At 74.8% G+C, this 20031-nt stretch carries 22 protein-coding genes; 15 read left to right on the forward strand and 7 right to left on the reverse strand.

Annotated features, from left to right (window positions below; genetic code table 11):
- Nucleotides 1-154 precede the first annotated feature (154 nt).
- On the reverse strand, nucleotides 155-505 hold the full coding sequence (locus ACH4OA_RS20130) for a hypothetical protein (protein WP_397970009.1): 351 nt from the start codon (nucleotides 503-505) through the stop codon (nucleotides 155-157).
- 111 nt (nucleotides 506-616) lie between these two features.
- The gene (locus ACH4OA_RS20135) at nucleotides 617-1399 is read right to left on the reverse strand and encodes an SDR family NAD(P)-dependent oxidoreductase (RefSeq protein WP_397970011.1); all 783 of its coding nucleotides are present in this window, start codon (nucleotides 1397-1399) and stop codon (nucleotides 617-619) included.
- Nucleotides 1400-1466: 67 nt separating this feature from the next.
- Here ACH4OA_RS20135 and ACH4OA_RS20140 point away from each other — a divergent pair, with 67 nt between their 5' ends.
- From ACH4OA_RS20140 to tsaE, 5 genes are all read left to right on the forward strand, one after another.
- The gene (locus ACH4OA_RS20140; protein WP_365880130.1) at nucleotides 1467-1838 is read left to right on the forward strand and encodes a holo-ACP synthase; all 372 of its coding nucleotides are present in this window, start codon (nucleotides 1467-1469) and stop codon (nucleotides 1836-1838) included.
- A 53-nt stretch (nucleotides 1839-1891) separates the two neighbouring features.
- Nucleotides 1892-3325 (forward strand): NAD(P)H-hydrate dehydratase, encoded by a 1434-nt coding sequence (locus ACH4OA_RS20145; RefSeq protein WP_397970013.1) that lies wholly within the window; start codon nucleotides 1892-1894, stop codon nucleotides 3323-3325.
- Between the two features lie 364 nt (nucleotides 3326-3689).
- Nucleotides 3690-4853, forward strand: a complete 1164-nt coding sequence (alr, locus tag ACH4OA_RS20150) for an alanine racemase (RefSeq protein ID WP_397946696.1) — start codon at nucleotides 3690-3692, stop codon at nucleotides 4851-4853.
- A 105-nt stretch (nucleotides 4854-4958) separates the two neighbouring features.
- Nucleotides 4959-6224 carry an alpha/beta fold hydrolase gene (locus ACH4OA_RS20155; RefSeq protein ID WP_397938252.1) on the forward strand — a complete coding sequence of 422 codons (1266 nt, stop codon included), beginning with the start codon at nucleotides 4959-4961 and terminating at the stop codon, nucleotides 6222-6224.
- A complete protein-coding gene (gene tsaE / locus ACH4OA_RS20160; RefSeq protein WP_397970015.1) occupies nucleotides 6184-6702 on the forward strand; it encodes a tRNA (adenosine(37)-N6)-threonylcarbamoyltransferase complex ATPase subunit type 1 TsaE in 519 nt (172 codons plus the stop codon). The genes ACH4OA_RS20155 and tsaE overlap by 41 nt, the downstream gene beginning before the upstream one ends.
- A 565-nt stretch (nucleotides 6703-7267) precedes the next feature.
- On the opposite strand, the gene ACH4OA_RS20165 is transcribed toward tsaE, so the two are convergent.
- Both ACH4OA_RS20165 and ACH4OA_RS20170 read right to left on the reverse strand, forming a co-directional pair.
- Nucleotides 7268-7444 carry a hypothetical protein gene (locus ACH4OA_RS20165; protein WP_397970017.1) on the reverse strand — a complete coding sequence of 59 codons (177 nt, stop codon included), beginning with the start codon at nucleotides 7442-7444 and terminating at the stop codon, nucleotides 7268-7270.
- A 26-nt stretch (nucleotides 7445-7470) separates the two neighbouring features.
- Nucleotides 7471-8031: a hypothetical protein gene (locus tag ACH4OA_RS20170; RefSeq protein WP_397938248.1), complete on the reverse strand. Its 561-nt coding sequence runs from the start codon at nucleotides 8029-8031 to the stop codon at nucleotides 7471-7473.
- Between the two features lie 113 nt (nucleotides 8032-8144).
- Between ACH4OA_RS20170 and tsaB the strand changes: the two genes are divergently transcribed.
- The 5 genes from tsaB (at nucleotide 8145) to ACH4OA_RS20195 (ending at nucleotide 12020) form a co-directional block, all read left to right on the forward strand.
- Nucleotides 8145-8801, forward strand: coding sequence for a tRNA (adenosine(37)-N6)-threonylcarbamoyltransferase complex dimerization subunit type 1 TsaB (gene tsaB, locus ACH4OA_RS20175; RefSeq protein ID WP_365880142.1), 657 nt, complete (start codon nucleotides 8145-8147; stop codon nucleotides 8799-8801).
- Between the two features lie 29 nt (nucleotides 8802-8830).
- The gene (gene rimI / locus ACH4OA_RS20180; RefSeq protein WP_365880152.1) at nucleotides 8831-9331 is read left to right on the forward strand and encodes a ribosomal protein S18-alanine N-acetyltransferase; all 501 of its coding nucleotides are present in this window, start codon (nucleotides 8831-8833) and stop codon (nucleotides 9329-9331) included.
- Nucleotides 9324-10418, forward strand: a complete 1095-nt coding sequence (gene tsaD, locus ACH4OA_RS20185; protein ID WP_365880144.1) for a tRNA (adenosine(37)-N6)-threonylcarbamoyltransferase complex transferase subunit TsaD — start codon at nucleotides 9324-9326, stop codon at nucleotides 10416-10418. The genes rimI and tsaD overlap by 8 nt, the downstream gene beginning before the upstream one ends.
- Nucleotides 10415-10672, forward strand: a complete 258-nt coding sequence (locus ACH4OA_RS20190; RefSeq protein ID WP_365880146.1) for a hypothetical protein — start codon at nucleotides 10415-10417, stop codon at nucleotides 10670-10672. The genes tsaD and ACH4OA_RS20190 overlap by 4 nt, the downstream gene beginning before the upstream one ends.
- A gap of 310 nt (nucleotides 10673-10982) precedes the next feature.
- Nucleotides 10983-12020 carry a LacI family DNA-binding transcriptional regulator gene (locus ACH4OA_RS20195; RefSeq protein ID WP_397946691.1) on the forward strand — a complete coding sequence of 346 codons (1038 nt, stop codon included), beginning with the start codon at nucleotides 10983-10985 and terminating at the stop codon, nucleotides 12018-12020.
- Between the two features lie 65 nt (nucleotides 12021-12085).
- Here ACH4OA_RS20195 and ACH4OA_RS20200 read toward each other — a convergent pair whose 3' ends face one another.
- Nucleotides 12086-13252 (reverse strand): methyltransferase domain-containing protein, encoded by a 1167-nt coding sequence (locus tag ACH4OA_RS20200; RefSeq protein ID WP_397970019.1) that lies wholly within the window; start codon nucleotides 13250-13252, stop codon nucleotides 12086-12088.
- Nucleotides 13253-13342: 90 nt separating this feature from the next.
- On the opposite strand from ACH4OA_RS20200, the gene ACH4OA_RS20205 reads away from it, so the two are divergent.
- The 4 genes from ACH4OA_RS20205 to groL all read left to right on the forward strand — a co-directional run bounded on the left by ACH4OA_RS20205 (nucleotide 13343) and on the right by groL (nucleotide 17350).
- Entirely contained in the window at nucleotides 13343-14242 is a 900-nt protein-coding gene (locus tag ACH4OA_RS20205) for a polysaccharide deacetylase family protein (RefSeq protein ID WP_365942175.1), read from the forward strand.
- A complete protein-coding gene (locus tag ACH4OA_RS20210; RefSeq protein WP_397938241.1) occupies nucleotides 14239-15051 on the forward strand; it encodes a polysaccharide deacetylase family protein in 813 nt (270 codons plus the stop codon). Before ACH4OA_RS20205 ends, ACH4OA_RS20210 begins: the two co-directional genes overlap by 4 nt.
- Before the next feature lie 249 nt (nucleotides 15052-15300).
- Nucleotides 15301-15609: a co-chaperone GroES gene (gene groES / locus ACH4OA_RS20215; protein WP_004955293.1), complete on the forward strand. Its 309-nt coding sequence runs from the start codon at nucleotides 15301-15303 to the stop codon at nucleotides 15607-15609.
- Between the two features lie 115 nt (nucleotides 15610-15724).
- Nucleotides 15725-17350 (forward strand): chaperonin GroEL, encoded by a 1626-nt coding sequence (gene groL / locus ACH4OA_RS20220; RefSeq protein WP_397938238.1) that lies wholly within the window; start codon nucleotides 15725-15727, stop codon nucleotides 17348-17350.
- Nucleotides 17351-17464: 114 nt separating this feature from the next.
- Here the strand turns inward: groL and ACH4OA_RS20225 are convergent, their stop codons facing one another.
- Both ACH4OA_RS20225 and ACH4OA_RS20230 read right to left on the reverse strand, forming a co-directional pair.
- Nucleotides 17465-18238, reverse strand: coding sequence for an SDR family NAD(P)-dependent oxidoreductase (locus tag ACH4OA_RS20225; RefSeq protein WP_397970021.1), 774 nt, complete (start codon nucleotides 18236-18238; stop codon nucleotides 17465-17467).
- Nucleotides 18239-18343: 105 nt separating this feature from the next.
- Complete coding sequence (locus ACH4OA_RS20230; RefSeq protein WP_397946688.1) at nucleotides 18344-19012, reverse strand: MOSC domain-containing protein; 669 nt, start codon at nucleotides 19010-19012, stop codon at nucleotides 18344-18346.
- Between the two features lie 80 nt (nucleotides 19013-19092).
- On the opposite strand from ACH4OA_RS20230, the gene ACH4OA_RS20235 reads away from it, so the two are divergent.
- The gene (locus ACH4OA_RS20235; protein ID WP_365881252.1) at nucleotides 19093-19992 is read left to right on the forward strand and encodes a LysR family transcriptional regulator; all 900 of its coding nucleotides are present in this window, start codon (nucleotides 19093-19095) and stop codon (nucleotides 19990-19992) included.
- Nucleotides 19993-20031 lie beyond the last annotated feature (39 nt).

The raw sequence follows: 20031 nt of genomic DNA on the forward strand, positions 1-20031 counted from the left end.
GGGCCCCGCCGTGGACCGGGGGGGGGCCGGGCGCGGGGGGGGGGGGGCCGGGCGGGGGGGGGGGGGGGGGGGGCGGGCCGGCCGCCCCCCCCGGGTCCGGCCGGCCGTCCACCCCGGGTCCGGCCGGCCGCCCGCTCCGGGGCCGGCCGGCCGGTCACCAGTTGATGCAGGTCTTCGGCACCCAGCCGGTCTTCTTGTCGCCGCCGTAGTACCACAGGTTGCTCTTCTTGCCGCAGGCCGTGTACGAGCCGCCCTTGAACGCCTTGCCGTCGTTGCAGACCGCGCCCTTCTTGCCCTTGCCCCAGATGCCGACGGCCGTGGCGGTCGTCTTCGGGGAGGTGCGGACGTTGACGGTCTCCTTGGCCTTGACGTTGACGATCGCCTTGCTGCAGTCCCGGGGCAGGGACGCGGCGGAGGCGGTGCCGGCGGCGGCGACGCCGCCGGTGAGGGCGGTGCCCACGAGGGCGGCGGTGGTGAGCGCGGTGCCCAGAGACTTCAACTTCACAGTGGTTCCTCCCGTTTGCGGTGCACGGGCGTTCCGTCGCTCGACGGAAAGCCGGTCACCCGGAAGGCTACTGGGCACGCGGCTCGCGATGATCTTCGGGTCGGCGGGAGGTCAGTGCACGGAGAAGCCGCCGTCCACATGGACCGACTGGCCCGTGACGTAGGCGGAGGCGCGGCTCGCCAGGAACACCGCCGCGCCCGCGAAGTCCTCGGCGAGCCCGTTGCGGCCGGTCATCGTGCGCGCGGCCAGCGCCGCCACCCGCTCCGGATCGGACGACAGCCGCGCGTTGAGCGGCGTCATCACGAAGCCCGGCACCAGGGTGTTGCAGGTGACGCCGTACGGCGACCAGGCCTCGGCCTGCGAACGGGCCAGCGACTCCAGCGCGCCCTTCGACACGCCGTACGCGCCGCTCTGCACGAACGCCCGGTGCGCCTGCTGGGAGGTGATGTGGATGATCCGGCCGAAGCCCCGCTCCGCCATGCCGGGCCCGAACCGCTGGCCCAGCAGGAAGGGCGCGTCCAGGTTCACCGCCATGGTGGTGTCCCACACGTCCTCGCCCAGCTCGCCCAGCGGCGGACGCAGGTTGATCCCGGCCGAGTTGACGAGGATGTCCGGCTCCCCGAAGACGGCCGCGGCCTCCTCGGCGGCCGCCCGCACCCCCGCGCGCGTGCCCAGATCCGCGCTCACCCAGGCCGCCCGGCGCCCGTCCGCCGTCAACTCCTCGACCGTGGAGACCAGTTCCTCCTTGCGCCGGGCGACGACCACCACCTGGGCGCCGGCCCGTGCGAGCGCGCCCGCGACGGCCCGCCCGATGCCGGAACTGCCCCCGGTCACGACGGCGACCCGGCCGTCCAGCGAGAAGAGGTCGGAGAGATACGTGTGTGACGAGGTCATCCCCGCAGCGTAGGCGACGTGGTGTCGCCCGGGTGCCGCCCGCCGGGGCCGCCGTAGGGTGCTGGACATGAGCATTATCGGGGTGGGCATCGACGTCGCCGAGATCGACCGGTTCCGGGCGTCCCTGGAGCGGACGCCCGGGCTGGCCGACCGGTTGTTCGTCGCCCGGGAACTGCTGCTGCCCAGCGGCGAGCGGCGCGGCATCGCCTCGCTGGCGGCCCGGTTCGCCGCCAAGGAGGCGCTGGCGAAGGCGCTGGGCGCGCCGCCGGGACTGCGCTGGACCGACGCCGAGGTGTACGTGGAGGGCAGCGGGCAGCCCCGCCTGCGGGTGACCGGCACGGTGGCCGCGCGCGCCGCCGAGCTGGGCGTCCGGTCCTGGCACGTGTCGCTCAGTCACGACGCGGGCGTGGCCTCGGCCGTGGTGGTCGCCGAGGGCTGACCGGCGGCCGGCCCGGGTGTGGACGGCCGGGTTTTCGGGGCAGACTCGGTGCCATGCGTACTGCGTACAGCGTGGAGACGGTGCGGGCGGCCGAGCAGGCCCTGATGGCGCGGCTGCCGGACGGCGCGCTGATGCAGCGGGCCGCCGCCGGGCTGGCCGCCGCCTGCGCCGAACTGCTCGGCCGGGTGTACGGCAGCCGGGTGGTGCTGCTCGTCGGCAGCGGCGACAACGGCGGGGACGCCCTGTACGCGGGGGCCCGGCTGGCCCGGCGCGGCGCCGGTGTGACGGCGGTGCCGCTCACGCCCGGCCGCGCGCACGCCGGCGGGCTCGCCGCGCTGCGCCGGGCGGGCGGCAGGGTCGTCCCGGCGGACCGCGCCGAGGAGCTGATCGAGCGGGCCGGCCTGGTCGTGGACGGGATCGTCGGCATCGGCGGCCGGGGCGGCCTGCGGCCGGACGCCGAGCGGCTGGCCGGGGCGGTGGCCCGGTCCCGCGCCGCCGTCGTCGCCGTGGACCTGCCGAGCGGCGTCGACGCCGGCACGGGCGAGGTGCGGGGCGCCGCGCTGCGCGCGGACCTCACCGTCACCTTCGGCGCGTACAAGCCCGCACTGCTGGTGGACCCCGCGCGCGCGTACGCCGGTGTGGTCCGGCTCGTCGACATCGGACTGCGGCCGCCGCCCGCCGACGCCGAGCTGGAGGCCCTGCAACACGCCGACGTGGCACGGCTGTTGCCGTCCCCGTCGGCGGAGAGCGACAAGTACCGGCGGGGCGTCGTCGGGATCGCCGCCGGGTCCGGGCGGTACCCGGGCGCGGCCGTGCTCGCCGTGGCCGGGGCGCTGCGGGGCGGCGCCGGGGCCGTACGGTACGTCGGCCCGGCCGCGGACGCGGTCCTCGCGCGCTTCCCCGAGACCCTGGTCTCCGCCGCCGGGCCCGCCAAGGCCGGCCGGGTGCAGGCGTGGGTGACCGGGCCGGGCGCCGGGGACGACGCGGCGACCGTGGCCGAGGTGCTGGCCGCCGACGTGCCGGTGCTGCTCGACGCGGACGGGCTGCGGCTGGCCGACCGCGAGGCGGTACGGCGGCGTACGGCGCCGACACTGATGACCCCGCACGCCGGAGAGGCCGCCGCGCTGCTCGGGGTGCGGCGCGAGGAGGTCGAGGGCGCCCGGCTGGCGGCGGTGCGGGAACTGGCGTCGGCGTACCGGGCGGCGGTCCTGCTGAAGGGCTCGACGACGCTGGTCGCCGGGCCCGGCGGCGGGCCGGTGCGGGCCAACGCCACGGGCACGCCCTGGCTGGCCACGGCCGGCAGCGGCGACGTGCTGTCCGGGCTCGCCGGGTCCCTGCTGGCGGCCGGTCTTGACCCGGTGGACGCCGGCAGCGTGGCGGCGTACCTGCACGGCCTGGCAGGCCGCTTCGCCGCGACCGGCGCCCCCACGGGCGCCCATGACGTGGCCGCACACATCCCCCAGGCCTGGCGAGAGGTACGCACCTGACCCCGGGGGAGGGGCCGGGCAGCGCCCCGAAGGGGCGCGGGGAACTGCGCGACCGGCCACGACGGTCCGGGGGCCCGGTGACGGGCGTGGGGCCCACGGCGGGATCGAACGGACGGGCATCCGGGGGGAGGGCCGGGCGGCGCCCCCGAAGGGGCGCGGGGAACTGCGCGACCGGCCACGACGGACCCGAGGCCCGGAGACGACCATGGGCCCCACGGCGGAGCCGGACGGACCGCCCCGGTCGCAAGAAGCCCGGGTCCGGTGACGGCCGGGCAAGGGGCACGGTGGAGCCGGGCGGACCGGTGTCCGGGGCCGGAGCCCACCGCCGGGGGCGGCCGGCGGGCTCTGAGAGACTGGGGGCGCCATGACTGAGACAGCAGCTGTGCCGACCGCCGCCCTGCGCGCCCGCGCCGAGATCGATCTGGGCGCCCTGCGCGCCAACGTGGAGACCCTGCGCGCCCGGGCGAAGGACGCCGCCGTGATGGCCGTGGTCAAGTCCGACGCGTACGGCCACGGCGCCGTGGCGTGCGCCCGGGAGGCCGTCGCCGCCGGCGCCACCTGGCTCGGCACGGCCACGGCCGAGGAAGCCCTCGCGCTGCGCGCGGCCGGCCTGTCCGGGCGCGTCCTGTGCTGGCTGTGGGTGCCGGGCGGCCCCTGGCGGCAGGCCATCGAGGCCGACATCGACGTGTCGCTGAGCGCGATGTGGGCCCTGCGCGAGGTCACCGCCGCCGCCCGCGCGGCGGGCCGCCCCGCGCGCGTCCAGCTCAAGGCCGACACCGGGCTCGGCCGCAACGGCTGCCAGCCCGGGGCGGACTGGGCCGAACTGGTCGCCGCCGCCCTGCGCGCCGAGGCCGAGGGCCTGGTCCGGATCACCGGACTGTGGTCGCACTTCGCGTGCGCCGACGAGCCGGGCCACCCGTCCATCGCCGCCCAGCTCACCCGGTTCCGGGAGATGGTGGCGTACGCCGAACAGCGCGGCGTACGGCCCGAGGTGCGGCACATCGCCAACTCGCCGGCCGCGCTCACCCTGCCCGAGTCCCACTTCGACCTGGTCCGCGCGGGCATCGCCGTGTACGGCGTCTCGCCCAGCCCGGAGCTGGGCACCCCGGCGGACTTCGGACTGCGCCCGGTGATGACGCTCAGCGCCGCGCTGGCCCTCGTCAAGCGCGTCCCGGGCGGACACGGCGTCAGCTACGGCCACCACTACGTCACCCCGGGCGAGACCACCCTCGGGCTGGTGCCGGTCGGGTACGCGGACGGCATCCCGCGGCACGCCTCCGGCAGCGGGCCGGTGCTGGTCGACGGCAAGTGGCGGACGGTCGCCGGGCGGGTCGCGATGGACCAGTTCGTGGTGGACCTCGGCGGCGACGAACCCCCGGTGGGCACGGAGGCGGTGCTGTTCGGGCCGGGCGACCGCGGCGAGCCCACCGCCGAGGACTGGGCGCAGGCCTGCGGCACCATCGCGTACGAGATCGTCACGCGCATCGGCAGCCGTGTTCCCCGCGTCCATGTGAACGGGTCCACGTGAGCGCGTCCCGCGTCCCGGTGGACCGGCGCGGGTGAACCGGGTGCGCGGCGGCACCGTCCGCCCCGCCCCTCCAGGCGGACTCCGGCAGGCGAAGAGGAGCGGTACGTGAGCGACAGCAGCGCGGAGGCCGTGGCGGACGTCGTCGCCGCGGCTGCCGCCGCCTCCGCCGCGGGGGCGGCCGGGAGCTGGCGCAGGGCGACCGGCATCGCCGGCGCCGCGGTGGGCGTGCTCGCCGCCGGCGCGGCGGCCGGTGTCGCCCTGGAGCGGATGACGGTGAGCCGCGGGATGCGCCGCAGGGCCCGGCTGGCACTGGACGCGACGGGACCGTACGGCACCCTGCGCGGCACGCCCGGCAAGGCGTACGCCGACGACGGCACCGAGCTGTACTACGAGGTCGACGAGGCCGAGCCCGATCCGGGACCCGAGGTCTCGCCGCGCCGGCGCCGCCTCTTCGGCCGCAAGGCGCCCGCCCCGGTCACCGTGGTCTTCTGCCACGGCTACTGCCTCAACCAGGACTCCTGGCACTTCCAGCGGGCGGCCCTGCGCGGGGTGGTGCGCACCGTGCACTGGGACCAGCGCAGCCACGGCCGGTCCGGGCGGGGCGTGGCCCAGAGCCGGGACCGCGAGCCCGTCACCATCGACCAGCTCGGCCGCGATCTGAAGGCCGTGCTCGACGCCGCCGCGCCGGACGGCCCGCTGGTGCTGGTCGGTCACTCGATGGGCGGAATGACGATGATGGCCCTCGCCGCCCACTACCCCGAGCTGATCCGGGACCGGGTCGTCGCCACCGCCTTCGTGGGCACCTCCTCAGGGCGGCTCGGCGAGGTGAACTTCGGCCTCCCGGTGGCCGGCGTGAACGCGGTGCGCCGGATACTGCCCGGGGTGCTGCGGGCGCTCGGCCAGCAGGCGGAGCTGGTGGAGAAGGGGCGCCGGGCCACCGCCGACCTGTTCGCCGGGATCATCAAGCGGTACTCGTTCGCGGGCCGGGACGTCGACCCGGCGGTGGAACGGTTCGCCGAGCGGATGATCGAGTCCACGCCGATCGACGTGGTCGCCGAGTTCTACCCGGCCTTCACCGAGCACGACAAGACCGAGGCGCTCGCCTTCTTCCGGGGCATACCGGTGCTGGTGCTGGCCGGGGTGCGGGACCTCGTCACGCCCAGCGAGCACAGCGAGGCCATCGCCGGTCTGCTGCCCGACGCCGAGCTGGTGCTCGTGCCGGACGCCGGGCACCTGGTGATGCTGGAGCACCCGGAAGTGGTCACCGACCGCCTCGCCGACCTGCTCACCCGTGCGGGCGCGGTGCCGGCAGGGGCTACCGTAAGTGGCTATGGAACGACCAGCAGCACCAGCAGCACACGAGGCCGCTGAGACCCGGTTGACCATCACCTCGCCCGACCGGATGCGGGAGCTGGGCCGGCGGCTGGCCACGCTGCTGCGCGCGGGTGACCTGGTGATGCTCTCCGGGGAACTCGGCGCGGGCAAGACCACCCTGACCCGCGGGCTCGGCGAAGGACTCGGGGTACGCGGCGCGGTCACCTCGCCCACCTTCGTGATCGCCCGGGTCCACCCGTCCCTCGGCGCCGGCCCGCCCCTGGTGCACGTCGACGCCTACCGGCTCGGCGGCGGCCTGGACGAGATGGAGGACCTGGACCTCGACGTCTCGCTGTCCGACTCGGTGATCGTCGTGGAGTGGGGCGAGGGCAAGGTGGAGGAGCTGACCGACGACCGGCTCCAGGTCGTCATCCACCGGGCCGTGGGCGACACCACGGACGAGGTACGGCACGTGACCCTGACCGGACTGGGCGAGCGCTGGGCCGGCGCCGGCCTGGAGTCCCTGACGGACTGAGGCACACCCGCGAACCCGGGGGCCGTGCCGGACACCCGCCCCCGGCGCCGCACCCGCCCGACGCCCCGCGCCGTTCGTCGCGCCCGGCTACCCACGGGCCACCGGCACGCCGTTCGTCGCGCCCGGCTACGCGGAGGACCGGCGGATGGCGGCCCTCGGCACGCTGATCGTCGCGTCCGGCCGGCGGGTGGCGGCCCTCGGTACCCCGGGCGCCGCGCTCGGCCGGCGGATGACGGTCACCGGCACGCCGGGTGCCGCGCCCGGCCGGCGAATGGCGGTCCTCGGCCCCCTGGCGTCGCGCTCGGCTACTCGCGGGCCACCGACGTGCCGGTCGCCGCGCCCGGCCGGCGGATCACGGCCGTCGGCATGACGGCCCTCGGCACGCCGGGCGTCGCGCTCGGCTACACGGACGACCGGCACCCCGAGCGCCGCGTCCGGCCGACGGATGACGGCCTTCGGCATGGCTGGCGCCGCACCCGCCCGGCGCCCCGCCAGGCTCCCTGCGGAGCGACCACGGAACGGCTGGCGGACCACGGCCGCTCCGGGCGCCGGGCGCCGCGCCCGGCTACCCACGGACCATCGGCGCGCCGTTCGTCGCGCTCGGCTGTTCGTGGGCCATCGGCGCGCCGGTCGCCGTGTCCGGCGGGCGGATGGCGGCCCCCGGCGCGCCGATCGTCGTAGCCGACTGGCGGATCACGACCACCGGCACTCCGGGCGTCGCGCCCGGTTGCTCGCGGGCCACCGGCCGTAGCCGATCGCCGCCGTCGGCTACCGGATCACGACCACCGGTACGCCGATCGTCGCGAACTGCCACAGCGCGTCCCCGTCCGCCCGGCTCTCCCGGATGCCGCCCGTCTTCACGCTCGGGTCGGCCATCATCGTGCCCGAGCCGCTGTTCACCGCCGCGCTGAACCCGATCACCACCCCGTCCACGCTGGTGAACCGCACCACGTGCTCCACGGGCAGCCCGTCCGTTCCGGTGGCCGCGTTCGACCGGGACGTGACCCAGTACGTGCCCGGCACCGGGTCGACGGTGCCCGGACGCACCGGGAAGGTGTGCCGTACCCGGTTCCCGGGCGCGACCAGCCAGACCCGGTCGTCGTCCACCGAGTACACCACCCGTTCACCCGATCCGGAGCCGCCCGGCAGCGCCGTCGGGTTGTGCCGGTCCCGGGGCGCCTTCGTCGCGGCCGCCGCGGACGCGCTCGCCGCCGGTCCGCCGCGCAGAGCCAGGGGAGCGGTCGCCTGCGCCCGGTACGCCAGGAAGCCGACCGTTCCCAGGGCCACCGCGGTGAGGCCGGCCACGATCCCCGAGCTGGTCCCTGCCACCTGCGCCCACCTCTGCGTCGAGCGATATGTCGTACTTCGTACAGACCGTAGCAGCCGGTGAGCGTTCGCCCCGGGCGGCCGTGCGCGAGCCGCGGGAGCCGTAGGCTGTTCGCGTGCTCTTGCTCGCTCTGGATACCGCAACACCCGCCGTCACCGTCGCGCTGCACGACGGCACGGACGTCATCGCCTCGTCGAGCCAGGTGGACGCGCGCCGGCACGGGGAGCTGCTGCTGCCGGCCGTCGACCGGGTCCTGGCCGAGGCCGGACTGAAGCTGGAGGCCGTCACCGGCATCGTCGTCGGCACCGGTCCCGGCCCCTACACCGGGCTGCGCGTCGGCCTGATGACCGCCGACACCTTCGGCCTGGCGCTCGGCGTCCCGGTGCACGGCGTGTGCACCCTGGACGGCCTCGCCTACGCCGCCGACATCGAGGAGGGCCCCTTCGTCGTGGCGACCGACGCCCGGCGCAAGGAGGTCTACTGGGCGACCTACGCCGACTCCCGGACCCGGCTGACCGGCCCGGCCGTGGACCGCCCCGCCGACATCGCCGAGCGGGTCGCGGGACTGCCGGCCGTCGGCGCGGGCGCGCTGCTCTACCCGGACACGTTCCCGGTCGCCCACGAGCCCGCGCACGTGTCCGCCGCCGCCCTCGCCTCGCTCGCGGCCGAGAAGCTGGCCGCGGGCGGGGAACTGTCCGCGCCCCGGCCGCTGTACCTGCGCCGCCCGGACGCCCAGGTCCCCAAGAACTACAAGGTGGTCACCCCCAAGTGACACAGCCGGCCCCTCCCCGACTGCGCGAGATGCGCTGGTGGGACATCGACCCGGTCCTGGAGCTGGAGAAGGACCTGTTCCCCGAGGACGCCTGGTCCCGGGGGATGTTCTGGTCCGAGCTGGCCCACGCCCGGGGCCCGCAGGCCACCCGGTGCTATCTCGTCGCCGAGTGCGACGGCGGCCGGATCGCCGGGTACGCGGGCCTGGCCTCGGCCGGCGAGCTGGCCGACGTCCAGACCATCGCCGTCGCCCGCGACCACCAGGGCACCGGCCTCGGCGCACGGCTGCTGACCGAGCTGCTGCGCGCGGCGACCGCGTTCGAGTGCCACGAGGTGATGCTCGAGTGCCGGGTCGACAACATCCGCGCCCAGAAGCTCTACGAGCGCTTCGGCTTCGTGCCCATCGGCTTCCGGCGCGGTTACTACCAGCCCGGCAACGTGGACGCCCTGGTGATGCGTCTGACCACGGGATCCGACAGCGGCCCGGCCGCGGGATCCGCCCCCGTACAAGGAACCGAGATCAATGACTGACTCACGCGACGAGCCTCTCGTACTCGGCATCGAGACCTCCTGTGACGAGACCGGCGTCGGCATCGTGCGCGGCACCACCCTGCTGGCGGACGCCGTCGCCTCCAGCGTCGACGAGCACGCGCGCTTCGGCGGTGTCGTGCCCGAGGTGGCCTCCCGGGCCCACCTGGAGGCGATGGTGCCGACCATCGACCGCGCGCTGAAGCAGGCCGGGGTCAGCGCCAAGGACCTGGACGGCATCGCGGTCACCGCGGGCCCCGGCCTCGCGGGCGCCCTGCTCGTCGGCGTGTCGGCGGCCAAGGCGTACGCCTACGCCCTCGGCAAGCCCCTGTACGGCGTCAACCACCTGGCCTCCCACATCTGCGTGGACCAGCTGGAGCACGGCCCGCTGCCCGAGCCGACGATGGCCCTGCTGGTGTCCGGCGGCCACTCCTCGCTGCTGCTGTCCTCGGACATCACCTCCGACGTGCGCCCGATGGGCGCCACCATCGACGACGCGGCCGGCGAGGCGTTCGACAAGATCGCCCGCGTGCTCGACCTGGGCTTCCCCGGCGGCCCGGTCATCGACCGGTACGCCAAGGAGGGCGACCCGCGGGCGATCGCCTTCCCGCGCGGCCTGACCGGCCCCCGCGACCCGGCGTACGACTTCTCCTTCTCCGGTCTGAAGACCGCCGTGGCCCGCTGGATCGAGGCCCGGCGCGCGGCCGGCGAGGAGGTCCCGGTCCGCGATGTGGCCGCCTCCTTCCAGGAGGCCGTGGTCGACGTGCTCACCCGCAAGGCCGTGCGCGCCTGCAAGGACGAGGGCGTCGACCACCTGATGATCGGCGGCGGGGTGGCGGCCAACTCCCGGCTGCGCGCCCTCGCCCAGGAGCGCTGCGAGGCGGCCGGCATCCGGCTGCGCGTGCCGCGCCCCAAGCTGTGCACGGACAACGGCGCGATGGTGGCCGCGCTGGGCGCCGAGATGGTCGCCCGGAACCGGGCCCCCTCCGGCTGGGACCTGTCCGCCGACTCCTCGCTGCCGGTGACCGACCCGCACGTGCCGGCCCACGACCATGTGCACGAGGTGAGCAAGGAGAACCTGTACTCGTGACCGTGGCACTGATGTGGGAGGCGCGGGCGGCCGAGGGGCGGGGCGCGGAGCTGCTCGCCTGGGTGCGCGGCCGGCGCCTGGAGCGGGAGCCGCTGCGCCGGGAGATCCTCCGCGCGCCGCAGGACCGGGTGCTGGTCATCACGTGGTGGGAGGCGCCGTACGACGCCCCGCTCCCGGAACTGCCCGACCCGGACCCGGAGCTGGTGACACGGGCCGTGCACCGGTGGCGGTTCGAGGCGGTGGCGGACGGCTGAACTTGCGCCCGGCACCCCCGTCTGCGCTATGATCATCACACAGCGAACGGCCGGAACACCGGCCCGGACGCCGTGCGTTGGTGGTCCAAGGAAAGACGTCCCGCTTCCTGCGGGGAGATGCAGGTGCAAGGCCTGCCCGGCGCTCCACTCGTCACCCCGCCTCCCGGATTCCGGGAGGCGGGGTGTTCGCGTTCCCCCGTCCGGTGCCCTCGGCTGATCGAATCTTTCGCAATGTTTCCCGAATGTTGCGTCGGGCCCTTGGCGTGCGCGGTGCTTCGTGGAGAGGACCCGCGGCGCTACGATCGCGGATATGAAGCCTTCGAAGCCCGCAGAAACACAGACGGCGACCCTCGCCGAGATCGCCCGTGAGGCCGGTGTCTCCGCTCCGACTGTTTCGAAGGTCCTCAACGGCCGTGCCGACGTCGCCCCGGCGACCCGCAGCCGGGTCGAGGAGCTGCTGCGCTCCTACGGCTACCGGCGGCGCCGCGCCGAGGCCTCCCGCTCGCCCCTGATCGACCTGGTCTTCCACGAGCTGGAGAGCGCCTGGGCGATGGAGGTCATCCGGGGTGTGGAGAACGTGGCCAGGGACGCCGGGCTGAGCGTCGTCCTGTCGGAGTCGGCGGGCCGGCTCACCCCGGGCCGGACCTGGGCCGACCAGGTGGCCGCCCGCCGCCCGCACGGCGTGGTGCTGGTGCTGTCCGAGCTGGACGAGTCCCAGCGGGCGCTGCTGACCAGCCGCTCCATCCCGTTCGTGGTGATGGACCCGGCCGGCGACCCGGGCCCGGACGTGCCGTCCATCGGCGCCACCAACTGGCAGGGCGGACTCGCCGCCACCCGGCACCTGGTGGAACTCGGCCACACCCGGATCGGCGCCATCAGCGGCCCGTCCCGCATGATGTGCAGCCGGGCCCGGGTCGACGGCTACCGGGCGGCCCTGGAGACGGCCGGGCTGCCCGCCGATCCCGCGCTCGTGGTGGCCGGCGACTTCCATCACGACGCCGGCTACCGGCTGGGCCTGGAACTGCTGCGCCGCCCGGACCGGCCCACCGCCGTCTTCGCCGGCAACGACCTCCAGGCCCTCGGCCTGTACGAGGCCGCCCGCGAGCTGGGCCTGCGCATCCCCGAGGACCTCAGCGTCGTCGGCTTCGACGATCTCCCGGTGGCCCGCTGGGTGGGCCCGCCGCTGACGACCGTACGGCAGCCGCTGACCGAGATGGCCGAGGCCGCGGCCCGGCTGGTGCTGGAGCTGGGACGGGCCGAGGACGAGCGGGCGACGACCCGGGTGGAGCTGGCGACGAGCCTGGTGGTGCGCTCCAGCACCGCCGCACCGGCGGCCGCCGCCGGGTGAGGACTGCGTTCCGCTCGTGACGCGGCACGCGGAGATCCGCGCGCGTCCGGTGCCGGGCGCGGGCGTCACCGCAGCGGGTGGCCGATCAGCATCGTCGGCGCCCCCGCCACCCGGGTGAGGAAGACGGTGGCCGCGTTCGGCCCCTCCGGCCTGACCTTGCGGCGCAGTTCCTCCGGCTCCACCGCCGAGCCGCGTTTCTTCACGGTGAGCGTGCCGACCCCGCGCTCGCGCAGCAGGGCCCTGAGCCGCTTGAGGTGGAACGGCAGCCGGTCGGTGATCTCGTAGGCGGCGGCGTACGGCGTGGGCCGCGCCTCGTCGGCGGTGATGTAGGCGATCGTCGGGTCGAGGAGCCCGCCGCCGACCTCCTCGGCCACCTCCGCCACCAGATGCGCGCGGATGACCGCGCCGTCCGGCTCGTACAGGTACCGGCCCACCGGCCGCACCGCGGGATCGGGCAGGCCGCGGCCGAGCAGCGTCCGCGGGCCCGGCAGCAGCGTGGCCCGCACCGCGCCCGGCGCCCCGGTCCCGAACCACAGCACCGCCTCCTTCACATCGCCGCCGTCGGAGATCCACTCGGCCTCGGCCTCGGCCGGGACGGTCTCGTGCGGGATGCCGGGGGCGATCTTCAGCGCGGCGCGGGGCGCGCGGCGGGCGGCCTCGACCGCCCAGGACAGCGGCGGCGAGTACGCCTCCGGGTCGAACACCCGGCCGCGTCCGCCGCGCCGGGCCGGGTCCACGAACACCGCGTCGTACCCGGCGGTGTCCACCTCCGTGACATCGGCCTCGCGCACCTCGATGAGCCCGGCCAGGCCCAGCGCCTCCGCGTTCGCCCGGGCCGTCGCGGCGGTCAGCGGGTCGCGGTCCACGGCCAGCACCCGGATTCCCGCCCGCGCCAGCGCGATCGCGTCCCCGCCGATGCCGCAGCACAGGTCGGCGACGGAGGTCACGCCCAGCTCCGTCAGCCGCCGGGCCCGGTACGCCGCCACGCTCGCCCGGGTCGACTGCTCGACCCCGTTCGGGGTGAAGAACATCCGCCCGGCGTCCCCGGCCCCGAACTTCGCCACCGCCCGCTGCCGCAGCCGGGCCTGGCCCAGCGCGGCCGAGACCAGTTCGGCGGGGTGGTCGCGGCGCAGCCGGGTGGCCACCGCGAGTTCCCGCGCGGGCTCGGTGTCGCGCACCTCGTCGAGGAGGGCGCGGCCTTCGGGGGTGAGGAGCAGAGCGAGGTCGTTCACCGGCTCATTGTGGGCCAGTCGGTGGATGACGTGCCCGCTGCGGCGGTGTCGCCCCGGACCGGGGGCCGCGGCCTGGGAGGATCCGGCACCATGCGAGCAGTAGGACAAAATGACAAAATTCCGACACGCGTCGCGCGGGTGGCGGCGGGCTCCACCGCCCTCGCACTGGCCGCCCTCCTGTCCGGCTGCGCCGGCGATCCCGCGCCCGTCACGGGCCACGGCGGCCCCGCCCGTCCGCCGGACGCCCGGGCCCGCCAGGCCGCCGAACACGCCCGGCTGGCCGCCGCCGCCCGGCGCTGGGGCCTCGCCCGCGCCCCGCTCACGCCCCCGGCCCCGCCGGCCCGCAAGCCCGTCATCACGCCCCGCGACGGCTTCGAGGTGGACGGCCAGGAGGAGGACGGCCTCCCGCCGGTCTTCACCACCATCCCCACCCGGCACAAGGTCGTCTTCCTCACCATCGACGACGGCGCCGAGAAGGACCCGGCGTTCCTGCGCATGATGAGCGAGCTGAAGGTGCCGTACACGGCCTTCCTCAGCGACTACCTCGTCAAGGAGGACTACGGCTACTTCCGCCGGATGCAGGCCCAGGGCGTCACCCTGAACAATCACACCCTCACCCACCCCTACCTGCCCGGCCTGTCCTACGAGGAGCAGAAGGACGAGATCTGCGGCATGCAGGCCGTCATCAAGAAGCAGTTCGGCAAGGCGCCCACCGTCTTCCGGCCGCCGTACGGCAACTACAACGGCGACACCCTGCGCGCCGCCCGGACGTGCGGGATCAAGTACGCGCCCATCTGGGACGAGGAGGTGTTCGTCGACCACTGGGAGTACCGCGACTGGGACCGCCGGCTGCACCCCGGCGACATCGTCCTGACCCACTTCCGCGGCCGGGACGACTGGAACGGCACGATGGTGGACGACATGCGCCGCTTCCTGGACAAGGTCACCCGCGAGGGCTACGCCGTGGCCCGCCTGGAGGACTACCTGTGAGGCGCGGGCGGGGCCCGGCCGCGGTCCTCGCCGCGGCCCTGCTCCTGACGGGCTGCGCCCAGTCCGTCGACCCCATCGAACGCCTCGGCAAGAAGGCCGCCGAAGGGGTGCGCCCGCACGCCGCCGCACCCGGCCACGCGTACCGGCGCTGGGGCCTGACCCGCCCGCTCGCCCGCTTCCCGGCGCACCCGGCCCGCCCGCTCGCCGCGCGCCCGGCGGCCCGCGGCCTGCCCGTGGTGGTCGACCGCGTCCCCACCCGCGACCCGGTCGTCTTCCTCACCTACGACGACGGCGCCGACCGCGATCCGCGCTTCGCCGACATGGTCCGCGACCTGCGGCTGCCCCTCACCCTGTTCCCCGGCGACCGCCTCGCCGCGCTCGGGGACCGCCGGCTGGCCCGGCTGCGCGCGCTCGGCGCCGGCATCGGGAACCGCACCGCCGGCCGGCGGGGCCCGGCCGGACTGCCGTACGCCCGCCGACGCGCCGAGATCTGCGGCCGGCAGGACCGCCTGCGCACCCGCCTCGGCGTCCGCCCGCGCTTCTTCCGCCCGGCCCACGGCTCCCCCGACCCGGCCACCCTGCGCGCCGCGGCCGACTGCGGCATCTCCGCGATCGTCCTGTGGCGCGCGGCCCTCACCCCGGCCGGCCTCGTCTGCGCCCACGGCCCCCGCCGCCTCGGCCCCGGCGACATCGTCCTGGTGGAGCCCGGCGAACCGGCGGACGCGCCCCTGCGCGAGCGCACGGCACGGGTGCTGAGGGAGGCTCAGGCCAGGGGCCTGACGGCGGCCCGCCTGGAGGACTATCTGTAACTCCGATTTTTCCGGCAACTCCGGGCCGCGGAACCACCCCCACGCGCTGTTCCGAGGCCGCCGCGCCGCGCGTCATTGGCACTCCGCTTGACCGAGTGCTAATCGCGGTCATAGTCTCAGCTCTGGCACTCAGCAGGTGAGAGTGCCAACAAAAGCGACGGGCAGGTCCGGCACCCGCGACGACGGATCGACCTGGTCGCCACCTCAGACAGTTAACCCCGTGAGATCTCCGAAGGGGGAGGTCGGATCGTGACGACCGCCAGCTCCAAGGTTGCCATCAAGCCGCTCGAGGACCGCATCGTGGTCCAGCCGCTCGACGCCGAGCAGACCACGGCCTCTGGCCTGGTCATCCCGGACACCGCGAAGGAGAAGCCCCAGGAGGGCGCCGTCCTCGCCGTGGGCCCGGGCCGGTTCGAGAACGGCGAGCGTCTCCCGCTCGACGTCAAGGTGGGCGACGTCGTCCTCTACAGCAAGTACGGCGGCACCGAGGTGAAGTACAACGGTGACGAGTACCTCGTCCTCTCGGCTCGCGACGTGCTCGCGATCATCGAGAAGTAATCACCTCAAGCAATCCGCTTGAGCTGCGCCCCTGGCCCCCGAGCCCGATAACAAGCCGGGCGCCCGGGGCGCAGCGTCTTTTCACCTACAGATTCCCGAGAGGGCTCCCGCTGTCATGGCGAAGATCCTGAAGTTCGACGAGGACGCCCGTCGCGCCCTTGAGCGCGGCGTCAACAAGCTGGCGGACACCGTCAAGGTGACGATCGGCCCCCGTGGCCGCAACGTCGTCATCGACAAGAAGTTCGGTGCCCCCACCATCACCAACGACGGTGTCACGATCGCCCGCGAGGTGGAGATCGAGGACCCGTACGAGAACCTCGGCGCGCAGCTGGTGAAGGAGGTGGCGACCAAGACCAACGACATCGCGGGTGACGGCACCACCACCGCCACCGTCCTCGCCCAGGCGCTGGTCCGCGAGGGCCTGAAGAACGTCGCCGCCGGCGCCTCCCCGGCCGCCCTGAAGAAGGGCATCGACGCCGCCGTCAAGGCCGTCTCCGAGGAGCTGCTCGCCTCGGCCCGCCCGATCGACGAGAAGTCCGACATCGCCGCCGTCGCCGCGCTGTCCGCCCAGGACCAGCAGGTCGGCGAGCTGATCGCCGAGGCCATGGACAAGGTCGGCAAGGACGGTGTCATCACCGTCGAGGAGTCCAACACCTTCGGTCTGGAGCTGGACTTCACCGAGGGCATGGCCTTCGACAAGGGCTACCTGTCGCCGTACTTCGTGACGGACCAGGAGCGCATGGAGGCCGTCCTCGAGGACCCCTACATCCTCATCAACCAGGGCAAGATCTCCGCGATCACCGAGCTGCTGCCGCTGCTGGAGAAGGTCATCCAGGCCGGCTCCTCCAAGCCGCTGCTGATCATCGCCGAGGACCTCGAGGGCGAGGCCCTGTCGACCCTGGTCGTCAACAAGATCCGCGGCACCTTCAACGCCGTCGCGGTGAAGGCCCCCGGCTTCGGCGACCGCCGCAAGGCGATGCTCCAGGACATGGCCGTCCTCACCGGCGCCACCGTCATCTCCGAAGAGGTCGGCCTCAAGCTGGACCAGGTCGGCACCGACGTGCTCGGCTCGGCCCGCCGCGTCACCGTCACCAAGGACGACACCACGATCGTCGACGGCAGCGGCAAGTCCGAGGACATCCAGGGCCGCGTCGCGCAGATCAAGGCCGAGATCGAGTCCACCGACTCCGACTGGGACCGCGAGAAGCTCCAGGAGCGCCTCGCGAAGCTGGCCGGCGGCGTGTGCGTGATCAAGGTCGGCGCCGCCACCGAGGTGGAGCTGAAGGAGAAGAAGCACCGTCTGGAGGACGCCATCTCCGCGACCCGCGCCGCGGTCGAGGAGGGCATCGTCTCCGGTGGCGGTTCCGCTCTGGTCCACGCCTCCAAGGTCCTCGAGGGCAACCTCGACAAGACCGGCGACGAGGCCACCGGTGTCGCCGTGGTCCGCAACGCCGTGGTCGAGCCGCTGCGCTGGATCGGCGAGAACGCCGGCCAGGAGGGCTACGTCATCGTGTCCAAGGTCAAGGACCTGGACAAGGGGCAGGGCTACAACGCCGCCACCGGCGAGTACGGCGACCTGATCAAGGCCGGCGTCATCGACCCGGTCAAGGTCACCCGCTCCGCTCTGGAGAACGCCGCCTCCATCGCCTCCCTGCTGCTCACGACCGAGGCCCTGGTCGTCGAGAAGAAGGAAGAGGAAGAGCCGGCCGCCGGCGGTCACAGCCACGGCCACGCCCACTGAGGCGACAGCTTCCGGGCGAAGGCCCGGCACCCCTCGAGGTGCCGGGCCTTCGCCTTGTCCGCCGTTCCCGCGCGTCCGGCGCGCCGGGCCGCCGCACCCCCTGCGCCACGGCCGCTACTGCGGCCCGTACTTGCGGCCCGTGCGGGAGCTGATCCCGCCCAGCAGCCCGCGCGGCGCCACCTTCACCAGACCCATCAGCGCCTTGTAGCGCGGGTCCGGGATGGAGACCGTCCTGCCGCGCGCGAGGTCGGCCAGGGCCGCCGCGACCAGTTTGTCGGCGTCCAGCCACATCCAGCCGGGGATGTTGTCCGTGCCCATCCCGGCCCGCTGGTGGAACTCGGTGCGCACGAACCCCGGGCACAGCGCCATCAGCCGGACCCCGCTGCCCGCCAGGTCCTTCGCCGCGCCCTGGGTGAACTGCACCACCCACGCCTTGGACGCGCCGTACGTGCCGCGCGGGACGAAGGCGGCCACCGAGGCGACGTTCACCACCCCGCCCCGGCCGCGCTCGCGCATCGCCCCGGCCGCCGCCGACGTCAGCCGGAGCACCGCCTCGCAGTGCACCTTGAGCATCCGCAGCTCGTCCGCCATCGACACGTCCAGATAGCGGCCCTTGTTGCCGAAACCGGCGTTGTTGACCAGCAGGTCGACCGGGTTCTTGCGGTCGCCGAGGCGGCCGGCCACCGCCTCGATGCCCTCGTCCCGCGCGAGGTCGGCGGTCAGCACCTCCACCTCGACGCCGTGCCGGTCGTGCAGGTCCGTCGCCTGTTCGCGCAGCCGCCCGGTATCCCGGGCCACCAGCACCAGGTCCTGCCCGTCAGCCGCCAGCCGCCGCGCGAACGCGGCACCGATCCCCGCGGTCGATCCCGTAATCAGAGCCGTTGTCATGGCCCAAGGGTAGTGACCCGGACCGACAGCCTCCGCTGTCCGCGCGCCCCGCGTGGCCGCGCCCGCCGACGGGCGCGGACACGCGGCCGCAGTCGCCGACGCCCCTCAGCCGCCGTGCTCCGCCACGTACTTCCGGGCCTTCTCCAGCGCCTCCGGGTGCAGCGCCGTGCCCGCCGCGAGCAGCCGGGGCAGCAGCTCGTGCTCGGTGGTGGACGCGCGGAACTCCATCGTCGCCGTCACCTCGTGGTCCGGCCGGTACACGATCTCGATCGGATCGCCCGCCCGGATCTCACCCGGCTCGATCACCCGGAGGTAGGCACCCGTCGCGCCCTTCCGGGTGAACCTCCTGACCCAGCCGCGCTCGCCCATGTGGCCCTGGAACGTGGCGCACGGGATGCGGCCGGAGGTCACCTCCAGCACCAGTTCGGCACCGATCCGCCAGCGCTCGCCGATCAGCGCCCCGGAGACGTCCAGGCCGTCCGTCGTCAGGTTCTCGCCGAAGCAGCCGTTGGGCAGCGACCGGCCCAGCTCCCGCTCCCAGTCGTCGAGGTCCTCGCGGGCGAAGGCGTACACCGCCTGGTCGTTGCCGCCGTGATGGCGCAGGTCGCACACCGTGTCCCCGGCCAGTCCGCTCGCGCCGACGCCCTTGGGCCCGGGCGCCGCGACCCGGACCGGGCCCTCGGCCGGTTGCTTGTCGATACCGGTCACACCGTCCGGCTGGTTCGTATAGGGCACCTGCCGGGGCCGGCCCACATTGACGGAGAGCAGCTTCATCCCAGCACGCTAAGCGATCGGCGCCCAAAGCGGCGACGCATTAACAGTGGCGTTATCCAAGGCTGCCTTATGCTCAAGGGGTGATCGAGGCCCGTCATCTCCGTGTCCTGCGCGCCGTCGCCACCACCGGGTCCTTCTCGGCGGCCGGCCGCGAACTCGGCTGCACCCAGCCCGCCGTCAGCCAGCAGATGAAGGCCCTGGAAGCCTCGGTCGGCACCCCGCTGCTGGTCCGCAACGGCCGCGAGCTGCGCCTCACCCAGGCCGGGGAGGCCCTGGTCCGGCACGCCGCGGGCATCCTCGCCGGGCTCACCGCGGCCGAGGAGGAGGTCGCCGCCATCGCCGGCCTGCGCGCCGGCCGGGTCCGGCTGGTCTCCTTCCCGAGCGGCAGCTCCACGCTGGTCCCGACCGCCCTGGCCGCCCTGCGCGCCGCCCACCCCGGCACCCGCGTCTCCCTGGAGGAGGCCGAGCCGCCCCGGTCCGTCGGACTGCTGCGCGAAGGGGACTGCGACGTGGCGCTGGCCTTCCGCTACGAGGGCGCCGCGGTCGCCGAGGACTGGGACGACCTCGTCGTACGCCCGCTGCTGCGCGACCGGCTGGTCGCCCTGGTGCCCGAACGGCACCGGCTCGCGCGCGCGGAGTCCGTGGCCATCGGCGAGCTGGCCCAGGAACCCTGGATCGCGGGCTGTCCGCGCTGCCGCGGCCAGCTGGTGGAGGTGTGCGAGGGAGCCGGGTTCACCCCGCGCATCGACTTCGCCACCGACGACTATCCGGCCGTGGTCGGCCTGGTCGGCGCGGGCCTCGGGGTCGCCGTGCTGCCACAGCTGGCCGTGGAGTCGGTACGGCCGCGCGGCGTGCGCACGGTACGGCTGGAACCGGCGGTACGGCGGGAGATCGTCGCCCTGACCCTGCCCGACCTGGCCCAGGTGCCGGCCGTGTCGGCGACGCTGGAGCAGCTGGCCCGGGCGGCCGGGCGCGGCTGAGGGGCACGGCGCCCGCCCGGGGGCACGCGCGCCCGTGCC

Origin of the sequence: Streptomyces sp. NPDC017095, from assembly GCF_044332325.1 — a bacterium.
In the GTDB taxonomy this organism is placed as follows: domain Bacteria; phylum Actinomycetota; class Actinomycetes; order Streptomycetales; family Streptomycetaceae; genus Streptomyces.